At 70.9% G+C, this 1,453-nt stretch carries 3 protein-coding genes; all 3 read left to right on the forward strand.

Features of this window, described 5'->3' with window-relative positions; all coding sequences use genetic code 11:
• Nucleotides 1-68: 68 nt before the first annotated feature.
• Nucleotides 69-359, forward strand: a complete 291-nt coding sequence (locus ACWDAK_RS41260; RefSeq protein ID WP_449806597.1) for a hypothetical protein — start codon at nucleotides 69-71, stop codon at nucleotides 357-359.
• Between the two features lie 39 nt (nucleotides 360-398).
• A complete protein-coding gene (locus ACWDAK_RS41265) occupies nucleotides 399-521 on the forward strand; it encodes a hypothetical protein (RefSeq protein ID WP_344641661.1) in 123 nt (40 codons plus the stop codon).
• Between the two features lie 446 nt (nucleotides 522-967).
• The coding region (locus ACWDAK_RS41270) for an ArnT family glycosyltransferase (RefSeq protein WP_449806598.1) at nucleotides 968-1,453 on the forward strand (486 nt) is incomplete at its 3' end.

Here is a 1,453-nt window from a genome sequence, read left to right on the forward strand (position 1 = left end):
AGCAGCCTCGGCTACCGCAGTCCCGCCGAATACGAGACCGTCCTGGCGGCCTGACCACCACACCAACGGTGTCCGTCAAAGCGGAGCAAGCTCAGGCGAGCAACTGGGAGTACGGCCCCGAGGGACAGGTGGAGTGGACCCGCCGCCCGGGTGGCCGCTGCTGGTCCTGCCACGAGAAGCACCAGCAGCGGCAGGAGGAGGAGCGAGAGGCTAAGGCCCGAGCCCAGCTGGAGGCAGCCCGCGCGGCCAGCGCCGCACTGCGCCCGTGCTGGACGTGCCGAGGCTCGATCGGCGGGAAGGCCGGCTCGAAGCTGGAGCTCACAGAGAAGGCCAGCCCCGACCGGCTGGAGTGCCCGTAGTGCGTCAGCGACCGGGAGGCGGAGGAGCTGGGCCCGCTGGTGCTCCCCACCCCGACCAAGCGCGAGCAGGTCGCCGCCCTGGTCTCCGCCCCGGGTGATCCGTGGTGGGAAGTGCGGGTGCTGCACGCCAAGCTCTACCCGGCGGGGGGCCGTCGGGTGTGACCTGGTGGTGGTGGGTAACCTCCATGCCCACGACGGTGACCTGTTCGGTCAGCAGCCAGTCCCGCATGGCCAGGCGTGGGGCCGCCCGGCAGGGGCCCGGAAGAGTCTGATGTGCGTGCTCGGAGCAACATTTCCGGGTGCCTGGAGTGGACCCCCAGCGTCCTACTGAGCCACGGGCTCGGAACGCGCCAAGGCGAGACGACGTCGGCCAGGCGGCCACCAACCCGATTTTCACCCGGTCAGGGTCTGCCCGTCAGGGCTTCGGACCACTGAGCCGTCCGTGTCCCGCGCCACGGAACCTTGACCGGTTGCCACCGAAGTTCGACCATTGCGGGTTCGTGTCATTGACGGTTGATCGCGCGGGGTAGCGCGTCGGGCGGGCCACTGTCCGATTACCGTCTTCCAGGCACTTCTCGGGCCCTGTGCTGGAGAGTGAGAATGCGGGCATGCGTATTCGGGGGGATGCACAGCCGTGCCCGGGGCCATTCGCGGCCGGGCCGGTCGGGGGGATCGCGGCCGCTGCCGCGGCGTTGCTGATCACGCTCTCAGGTCGCTATGGCTTTCACCGCGACGAGCTGTACTTCCTGCTCGCCGGTCGCCACCCTGCCTGGGGCTATCCGGACCAGCCGCCGCTCACCCCGCTGCTGGCCCGGCTTGAGACGGAGCTCTTCGGCGCCGCCCCGACCGGGGTACGAATCCTGCCCGCGCTGCTCGCCGCGGCCTCGATCACGCTCACCGCGCTGATCGCCCGCGAGCTGGGCGCCGGGCGCGGCGGGCAGGTACTCGCGGCAGGAGCGGCGGCCTGCTCAGGCTACGTGCTGGGCAACGGCCACCTGTTCTCCACCGCGACCTTCGACCTGACCGCCTGGCTGACGATCATCCTGCTGACGCTCCGCCTGTCGCGTACCGGGGAGGCCCGCTGGTGGCCGCTG

This window comes from Kitasatospora sp. NPDC001175 (genome assembly GCF_053598215.1).